The sequence below is a fragment of the endosymbiont of Lamellibrachia barhami genome, from assembly GCF_011947365.2.
Classification (GTDB): Bacteria; Pseudomonadota; Gammaproteobacteria; order Chromatiales; family Chromatiaceae; genus QGON01.
The window spans coordinates 1,410,112-1,417,948 of record NZ_JAAVSH020000001.1 but is presented as its reverse complement, the minus strand read 5'-3'; the positions used below and the strand labels follow the sequence as shown (position 1 = coordinate 1,417,948).

General features: G+C 55.1%; 6 protein-coding genes. 1 reads left to right on the top strand and 5 read right to left on the bottom strand.

Annotated elements, in window-relative coordinates; translation table 11 throughout:
• Window positions 1–261 precede the first annotated feature (261 nt).
• The gene (pabB, locus tag G9Q73_RS06380) at window positions 262–1,644 is read left to right on the top strand and encodes an aminodeoxychorismate synthase component I (protein WP_177419051.1); all 1,383 of its coding nucleotides are present in this window, start codon (window positions 262–264) and stop codon (window positions 1,642–1,644) included.
• A gap of 44 nt (window positions 1,645–1,688) precedes the next feature.
• Here pabB and G9Q73_RS06375 read toward each other — a convergent pair whose 3' ends face one another.
• The 5 genes from G9Q73_RS06375 to G9Q73_RS19200 form a co-directional block, all read right to left on the bottom strand.
• A complete protein-coding gene (locus tag G9Q73_RS06375) occupies window positions 1,689–3,098 on the bottom strand; it encodes a sigma-54-dependent transcriptional regulator (RefSeq protein ID WP_177419050.1) in 1,410 nt (469 codons plus the stop codon).
• On the bottom strand, window positions 3,095–5,710 hold the full coding sequence (locus G9Q73_RS06370) for a PAS domain S-box protein (RefSeq protein ID WP_177419049.1): 2,616 nt from the start codon (window positions 5,708–5,710) through the stop codon (window positions 3,095–3,097). The genes G9Q73_RS06375 and G9Q73_RS06370 overlap by 4 nt, the downstream gene beginning before the upstream one ends.
• Entirely contained in the window at window positions 5,701–6,033 is a 333-nt protein-coding gene (locus G9Q73_RS06365; RefSeq protein ID WP_246345073.1) for a hypothetical protein, read from the bottom strand. Before G9Q73_RS06365 ends, G9Q73_RS06370 begins: the two co-directional genes overlap by 10 nt.
• Before the next feature lie 3 nt (window positions 6,034–6,036).
• Window positions 6,037–7,452: a protoporphyrinogen oxidase gene (hemG, locus tag G9Q73_RS06360; RefSeq protein WP_177419048.1), complete on the bottom strand. Its 1,416-nt coding sequence runs from the start codon at window positions 7,450–7,452 to the stop codon at window positions 6,037–6,039.
• A gap of 146 nt (window positions 7,453–7,598) precedes the next feature.
• Window positions 7,599–7,837, bottom strand: a 239-nt coding sequence (locus tag G9Q73_RS19200) for a hypothetical protein (RefSeq protein WP_218649932.1), incomplete at its 5' end; no start/stop codon positions are given.

Sequence of the window (7,837 nt, the reverse complement as noted above, 5' to 3'; positions counted from 1 at the left end):
TGCGCGCAACTACCTGGCTGTTGAGGCGTGTTGTGTGATACCCTGATCGATATCATCTCTACCGGACCCGACCGCAAAGAGACGATCATTCGTCGTCACCCCTTCGAGGTCTGAGCGGGCTAAATTCCCCTTCCCTGCCGGGAGGGGGGACGTAGGCATGATCAAGCGTAGCGGATCAGGCAAATCACTCGCTATGGCAAACGATGTTTGCCGGTTCCGCAAGCTTGAACCGGCCTACGGTTGCATACGGTTCACTCCCCCATGACACTTCGAATTCAACGCCTGCCATATTGCAAGGACAGTGCGCGGCTGTTCGAATCGATCCGCGATCTCCCCTGGCCGGTCTTTCTCGACAGCGCCTATCCAATGACGTCACAGGGGCGTTACGATATCCTCGCCGCCGACCCCACTGTGAGACTGGTAACGCGTGGGGAGAAGACAGAGATACTTACCCGCAACGATTCCACTGTTTCCAGCCAGGATCCGTTGCAACTGCTCTATCGTTATCTTGCGCCTAAGCAGCAGCCTCCCGACACTGATCTGCCCTTCACAGGTGGGGCCATCGGCTGGTTTTCCTACGATCTGGCGCGCCGTTTCGAAAAGCTGCCGGTATTGGCGGAGGATACCGATGGCCTGCCCGAGATGGTTATCGGCATCTACGACTGGGCGGTGGTCATCGATCATCAAGCTGAGAACTCCTGGCTTGTGGGGCAGGGCAGGGATGCGGCAACCGGAGAGAACTGGGATCGGTTGGTCGATGAATTGAGCAGACCCTCAAACGTCACATCCGAGCCCTTTCACGTGACGGATATCCGCTCAAATCTGACGGAGAGTGCCTACCATGATGCTTTTCAGCGCATCCAGCGCTACATCCGCGAGGGTGACTGCTATCAGGTCAATTTTGCCCAGCGTTTCGATGCAGAGGTGCAGGGTGCGCCCTGGGAGGTCTACAAACGACTGCGCAAGGTCAATCCGGCGCCATTCTGTGCCTACCTGGAGTCTCCCTACGCCGCAATTCTGAGCTCTTCGCCTGAGCGTTTTCTGCATCTCACGGGACGGCATGTGGAGACTTGTCCCATCAAAGGCACGGCGCCACGCCATGAAAATCCCGGCGCAGACCGACTCTCTCTGGTGAAACTTAAAAACAGTGAAAAGGATCGGGCCGAAAACCTGATGATCGTAGACCTGCTGCGCAACGATATCGGTAAGGTCTGTGCAACGGGCAGTGTCGAGGTGAGCCGCCTGTTTGAGATCGAGAGCTTTGCCCGGGTTCACCACTTGGTCAGTACTGTCGAAGGTGAACTTGCTGATGGGGAGAACGCACTCACCCTGCTGCGTGCCTGTTTTCCCGGCGGCTCCATTACCGGTGCCCCCAAATTGCGGGCGATGGAGATCATCGAGGAGCTCGAACCGCAACGGCGGGGCGTCTATTGCGGAGCCATTGGCTATATCGGCTTCAATGGCGATATGGATACCAATATCGCAATCAGGACGTTGCTGCAGAGAGGCAACACCCTGCAGTTCAGCGCGGGTGGCGGCATCATTGCGGATTCCACCGCAGAGGCGGAATATCAGGAGACCTATGACAAGGCGGCAGCGCTGTTTGAATTACTTAAGGATCCTCTGACGAATCATGATCAGTAGTCGTTCAGATGCTCCTTAAGGAACCTTTGAAGTCGGGTATTTGATCAGGCATTGCTGATCGTTGTCGATTCCTCATCTTCATCGATTTCACCAGTGGGTGAGACGAGTTGGAACTGATTGATCATGCGCCGCAGTCGTGGCCTTGAAACCCTTAAAATTTCACAGGCCCGGCCCTTGTGCCAGTGGGTGGCGTTCAGGACACGCGCCACATGCGTCTTCTCCATCTCTTCCAGACTCCACTCTTCCATCGGTTTCTCTTTAGACTCTCCGGCGGTTGCTACCGTGCCGCAGCAGCGAATGTTGTCAGGTAGCAGATCGCGGGTGATGTTGTCACCGGGGGAGAGCGCGACGCACTTCATCAGCAGGTTTTCCAATTCACGGACATTGCCCGGCCATTGGTAGGATTCGAGACACTGGAGCACATCCTTGGAGATGTGGCTAACATTTCGGCGCAGCTCTTTGTTGATACGCCCGAGCAGCGTCTGGATGAGATCCATCAGATCCTCTTTGCGATCACGCAGGGGCGGCAGATGGACGTTCACCACCTGCAGGCGATAGAAGAGATCCTCTCTGAAGTTCCCCCGTTTAACCTGCTCACTCAGGTCGAGATTGGTGGCGGTGATGAGCCGTGCGTCGGTGGTTTGCGGCATCTTGGCACCGAGTGGGGTGAACTCCTTGTACTGCAGTACCCGGAGTAGTTTTGCCTGCATTGAAGGGGAGAGTTCACCCACCTCATCGAGAAAGATGGTGCCACCTCTGGCCAGGGCGAACTTACCCTCCTGGCGGCTGACTGCACCGGTGAAGGCACCCTTCTCATGTCCGAACATGTCGGACTCAAGCAGGGTTTCCACCAGTGCGGCACAGTTGATTGCCACAAACGGACCCTCGGGGTTTTCACTGGCGCGGTGGACGGCGCGCGCCACCAACTCCTTGCCGGTGCCTGATTCACCGGTGATCAGTACCGTCGCCGGGCTTTTTGCCACCAGTCCGATGGTTTTGAAGACCTCTTTCATTGCGCGGCTTCTGCCCACCATGGTGAGTGGGTTGCTGCCTTTCGGTGGCGCTTGCGTGGGCACCATATCCTCTGAGCCGTCCCTGAAGGCGAGCAGTTTCTCGATAGCGGCTTCCAGCTCGTCGATGTCGATGGGTTTGTGGATATAGTCATCCGCCCCCTTCTGCATCGCCTCGATAGTGCTCTCCATGTCGTGAAAAGCAGTGATCATGATGACGTGGGTTACCGGGAAACGTTTTTTGAACTCAGGCAGTCCTTCGAGGCCCGAGATCCCTGGCATACGGATGTCGAGTATCACGAGTTTCGGTGTGTCAGCATCAGCCTGAGTCAGTCCACTCTCCACGCTGTGAGCAATCTTGACATCGTATCCCTGGGTTTGCAGATGTAGTTGCAGCGTACGACAGCTTGCAATGTCGTCATCCACGATGAGTATCTTGCTCATGATGTTGTTTCCTCCACCGGTTGATCGTCGATCGTCTCCGGGGATTGTGGTGTTGTCGGTATGATTATGGAGAGGCAGGTACCCTTGGGTGCATTAGGATGCAGTTCGATGGTTCCGTGGTGTTGATCGATGATGCGTTTGACGATTGCCAGCCCCAGTCCTGTACCCTGAGAGCGGGTGGTATAGAAGGCCTCGAAGATCTTGGCCTTATCGGCGATGTCGATACCACAGCCGTTGTCGCACACCTCGATGCGTAGTCCTGTTCCCTGGGCGCCGAGTTCCACCATTGCTTCAATGGTAACCTGCGGGTTTTCGGCTGCCTCTGTGGCCTGGGCGGCGTTCACGATCAGGTTGGAGAAGACCTGGCGTAATTTATTGGCGTCGCCGAAGATGGTTGGCAGACCGGGCTGATAGAGGGTCTGCAGATGCACATTGTGTTCGTCGATTTTGCGCTGAGAGAGTCCCACTGCGGTGTCGATGACCTTCTCCAGGGAGATCCACTCCTGGTTGATGGCATCGGGACGGGAGTAGGTGAGCATGTCCGACAGGATCTCTTCCATATAACGGACCTGGCTCAGTGAGATCTGACGTAGTTCGTTGACCTTGTCATCGTCGGTTACTCCCGGTTGTTTACCCAGGATCTGTAGTGTCATCTTTATCGAGGAGAGTGGATTGCGCAGGTCGTGGGCGATCATGCTGGCCATGCGGCCCATCGCTGTCAGGGTTTGGGATTGTGCCAACTCCAGATTGCTGGCCTCGACCTCCTGCTCCAGCCTTTTGCGTTCGGTGATATCCTCTTTCACCGCCAGATAGTTGGTAATGTCGCCATTCGTACCGCGGATGGCCGAGATGACTGCGGCCTCCCAGTAGAGCTCGCCATTCTTGCGCCGGTTGTGGAACTCTCCCCGCCACTCTCCCCCGTGTGAGATTGCCTGCCATAAGGCTTCATATTCACTGTTCGAGGTCTCCCCGGATTTCAGCAGGCTGGGGTATTTGCCAAAGACCTCTTTTGGCAGATAACCGGTCACTTCGGTGAATTTCGGATTCACATACTCGATCTTTCCCTGGTGATCGGTGATCAGCACGATACTGGGACTCTGCTCAACGGCCATGAAAAGCTTATGCAGCTCATTCTCGGCATGGCGTTTTTCCGTGATGTCCTCGCCGATGCCGGTGACGCCGATAACCTCACCCTCGGCATCGTAGGAGAGGGTGTTGTTCCAGGTAATGAGACGCAGGGTCCCCTGTTTTGTCATCACCTGGGTCTCAAGATGGGTAGGGAAATCTTCCGGGTTGGCCATTCTCTCCAGTACATGTTTGACCTCCTCATCACTTTCCCGCGGTGAAAATTTTCCCACCCAGTGCTCGCCGACCACCTCATGACGTTGCCAGCCGGTGAGCGCCAAAAAGTGATTGTTGCAGAAACGGATATTGCCGGATCTGTCCAGGGACACCGCAGCCAGTTCAATATTTTCCAGGGTATGGCGGAACCGCTGTTCGTATTCACTCTGTGCCTCGGCCCGGCGGTGACGGAGGTGAGAGTAAGCGAGAAAGGCGGAACCTATGCCGATCAACATGAAGGTAGCGAGATACAGGGCAAAGTGCGTACGCAGAAACAACGGCATGCTTGAGTAGATTTCGCTTGGCGGTACTCTGGAGATGATTTTCCAATAATTACCCTGCCTGAGTTCGTTTTGTCCGACTGCGTCGATTGATGCTGCCGTGGTCTCCAGTGCAGCCTGGTTAGGATGCACGGTGGCAAAGGTAAACAGACCATCCCCCAACTCGAACTGGCCTGAGTTAAATGCGCTGATCTCTCTCCAGGCAACGGGGTGCCTTTTGCCAAATGTGGCATCTTTTCCCAGCATGAATCCCCAATTATCCTGGGAGACCGGGCTGCTGAGCCAATATCCTTCGTTGTTTACCAGTTCAATATGTTCGCCAATATTGGCGGCTGCATGGGTAAAGTTGTCGATCAGACGATCACCGAGAAAATTCAACAGGAGGATGCCGCGTTTGTTGCCTTGGACATCAAAAACCGGAGCGGCGAATCGCATTACCGGTTTCAATGGGTATTCAATCTTTCCCGCTTCTATATTTAAGTCGAGTGGTGAAACGTAGATACTGCCCGATGCCAGCTGAGAGGCTTCCTGAAAATAGTAACGTGTGGCCTTGTTCTGCAATTCTGCAATGGGAATGGCAGCAGGATTACCGTCGTTGAAATTGATCCGCACCACCTCCATGCCCCGCTCATCGAGGAAGCGTATCTGGTCATAGAGCCGTTTTTTCTCCGCAAATACGAGAAACTCCAGACCGATCTGCTCACGCATGGTTGCAAGATCCATCTCAAAGATCTTTTGTCGCTCGATATGTTCCACCAGAAAAAGCAGATCGCTGACCACTGCGCTGATATCGCTGGCGATCATGCGGCGCGCCAGGCCGACATTGAGTGTTTCACTCGATTCCCGGCTCACCCGCTCGGTAGTGTAGAGCGTGAAATAGTGCATAAACCCCACCACGACCAATACCAACAGCAGCGGCACAAAAATCTGCAGGAATCCTTTTACCAGGCTCAATCGGGTGAGTGGTGAAGGTGGGGGGCTCAGCGGCATTGTTGATCCAGGTAGTGACGCAACCGTTCCATGTAACTGTCGATGGGCTCTTCGCTCTCTCTGGGTATCAGAAATGTCAGCCGGGCCGCTTTGATATAGGGCGTGCGGGAGCCTTCACCGGCGGGTGTGCGTTCTGTGATCACCCGCCGCGCCAAAGTCAGGGTCTCCTGGGGATTTTCACAGTGTCTGGGCAGGGTGATGTTGCGTGCATACCACTGCGCGCTTGCCGATATGACCAGCAGGATCACCAAAACCGCGGCAATCAGCCGCCAGAGCCTGAATTCGCTTTTTGTCTCCTGCATGGGTAAGGAAGTGTTTTTCATTGCTCAGTGGACAACTGCCGGATTAACGTGAGCAGCGGGTTTCCGACTGACCGATTGCCTGCTGTTGAGTAGACGCTGGGCTGTAATAGCGCCCTGAATGATGCGGTCCCTGGCCGAAACCCCATCAAGGTAGTTTGCTGCCAGATGGAGGCCGTGATGTTTGCCCAATTGTGACCTGATCGATTCGGTGCGCTCATAGTAGTGTCCGTGATAGAGCGGCAGTGCCTGAGTGTGCTGCACCCTACGGACATATTCCGGCTCACCGGTCACTCCCACCAGCTGCCGCAGATCGTGCAGGGTGTTGCCGACCATCTGCTGTTCACTCCAACTGCAACGATGGGGATGGCGGGCACCGCCGATATAGCTGGTGAGCAGTACCTTACCCTCGGGAGCCCGGTCCGGAAAAAGTGTACTCATCCATATATTGCCATTGAAACTGAGCTGTTCCTGACGGGGGGCGAGAAATCCTGTTCCATCCAACGGATGCGCGATGTTATCTCGCGCCATGCCCAGATGGAGCACTGTCAACGGCGCATACTCGATACCCTGCAGCAATTTTCCAAGCTCCCGGTTTATGGGGTTTAGGAGATCTGCTGCAGCGGGTGCCGGCGTACTTATCACAAGCTGTGCGAAACGGCGGGTGATCTCAATGCCTTGACTGTCCACGCCGGTAACGCGCCAACCGCCCTTGTCTGCGGGTTCAATATCCACCGCTTTGAAGCCTCTGCGCGTGTTGATGGCTGGGTGTGCCGCCATCTGTTCCGTCAATTGTGCCATACCGCCAAGGAATGAAAATGCCTCGGCTATGTTGGCGCGGCCTTTTTTATGCAGTACCCGGTTGATAAACATCCCGCTGGTAAAACTGCCATAGCGGCGTTCCAGAGCCGTCAGTCGTGGCAGTACGGCCCAGGCATTTGCCCTATCGGGATCAGATGCCAGGGTGCCGGCGATGAAAGGGTCCATCACCTTTTCCAGAATTTCGCTGCCCAATCGACGCCGGATGAACTCACTCACGGTCTCCCGTTCGTGCCCCCCTTTTGCTACCAGCAACTCCGTCGCCATACGCAGTTTGCCCCGCAGGCTCCACATGGGTGATGCCAACAAGGCGGGTAGTTTCATAGGAACCGGTCGAAGCTCACCTTTATGTACCACATAGCGGCGCATATCGGTGCCGCGTGAAATCTTCTTATCGGACAGGCCCGATGCCTCAATCAACTGATCCACTTCCTGGTGAAAGTTCATCAGAATACCGGCGGCATCCTCGGTCAGATAACCGGATTCACTATGACTGCGAATCTTGCCGCCCAGGCGTGGTGCTGCATCCCAGACCTCGGGTCGAGCGCCACCCTCGGCCAGCCACCATGCAGTGGAAAGGCCGGAGATACCGCCGCCGATGATTAGAATATTCGCGTTGCACATTTTAAATAAGGCTAAAGGTGAAAGGCTAAAGGCGAAAGGAGACCGTGCCACCGGATAAGCCAAACGTTGTCGTTTTTATAATTCATAAAATAATACTTGCACATAACAAACACCGACACATACTTGAAAGCCTTTAGCCTTTAGCCTTAGCCGCCTATTCCTTCACTCCGGGCCGCATCTTTTCGACTGTGTCCGCCCCAATGTGCCGAGTCCGCTGCCGTCCGGGTTCTGGCTTTCGGACGTATTCGCGAATTTCGTGAAAAACGTCTGGCGGCCTGTTCGTTGTCTTCGCAGACGGGGTATGCGTTCTTTGCGGCATTGAAGGCGTCGTCGAGGGTCTTCATATCGAATAGCAATACGTAATCTCGGAACGAAGTACGCCTGT

Excerpts from the sequence above, each read along its gene's own strand:
- G9Q73_RS06370 (WP_177419049.1), bottom strand. The coding sequence starts at position 5,710 with ATGCCGCTGAGCCCCCCACCTTCACCACTCACCCGATTGAGCCTGGTA.
- pabB (WP_177419051.1), top strand. The coding sequence starts at position 262 with ATGACACTTCGAATTCAACGCCTGCCATATTGCAAGGACAGTGCGCGG.
- G9Q73_RS06365 (WP_246345073.1), bottom strand. The coding sequence starts at position 6,033 with ATGAAAAACACTTCCTTACCCATGCAGGAGACAAAAAGCGAATTCAGG.
- hemG (WP_177419048.1), bottom strand. The coding sequence starts at position 7,452 with ATGTGCAACGCGAATATTCTAATCATCGGCGGCGGTATCTCCGGCCTT.
- G9Q73_RS06375 (WP_177419050.1), bottom strand. The coding sequence starts at position 3,098 with ATGAGCAAGATACTCATCGTGGATGACGACATTGCAAGCTGTCGTACG.